Source organism: Sphaerisporangium flaviroseum (genome assembly GCF_039537005.1).
Taxonomy (GTDB): Bacteria; Actinomycetota; Actinomycetes; order Streptosporangiales; family Streptosporangiaceae; genus Sphaerisporangium; species Sphaerisporangium flaviroseum.
The window spans coordinates 1-760 of record NZ_BAAAZR010000068.1; the positions used below are offsets into that span (position 1 = coordinate 1).

General features: G+C 67.2%; 1 protein-coding gene. It reads left to right on the plus strand.

Annotation, left to right across the window (positions count from 1 at the left end; all coding sequences use genetic code 11):
• Positions 1-760: hypothetical protein (locus tag ABD810_RS40760; protein WP_344953926.1), on the plus strand; the 760-nt coding region annotated here is incomplete at both ends.

Here is a 760-nt window from a genome sequence, read left to right on the forward strand (position 1 = left end):
GCCGGCAACCGCAGCACAGCCACGGTCAACGCCGCCGGCGAGGTGGAAACCCAGACCGACCCCCTCACCCACGCCACCAAGTTCGAGTACGACGGGGTGGGGCGTCCCGCCAAGGTCACCGACGCCCTGGGCAATGCCACGGTCGCCGAATACGACCTCGCCGGACGCAAGACCGCCGCCAAGGACCTGAACTCCTCCGGCACGGTCCTGCGCACCTACGGCTTCGAATACGACGACGCGAGCAACCTCATTGGCCAGACCAGCCCCGAAGGCCACGTCACCCGCCGGTCCTACGACGCCACCGACCAGCTGACCAAGCTCGTCGAACCGGTATCGGCCACGAAGACCATCACCACGACGTTCGGCTACAACGCGGCGGGGAATCAGACCCGTACCACCGACGGCCGCGGTAACGCGTTCCTCACCACCTACAACTCGCTGGGCCGGGTGGAGTCGCGCATCGAACCCTCAACCCAGGCCCATCCCGACCTCGCCGACCGCACCTGGACCATGTCCTACGATGCGGCGGGCAACCAGGTCGGCGTCCTGCAGCCCGGCGGCGTCCAGATCACCAACACCTACGACAACCTGGGCCGCCTAGTAACCGAGGCAGGATCAGGAGCCGAAGCCGCCACCCAGAGCAACACCTTCGGCTACGACCTGGCCGGACGGCGCACCAGCGCGGGCGACCTCAACTTCACCTTCAACGACCGCGGCCTGCTGCTGAAGACCGCCAAGACCGGCAGTTCCAGCGATCTCT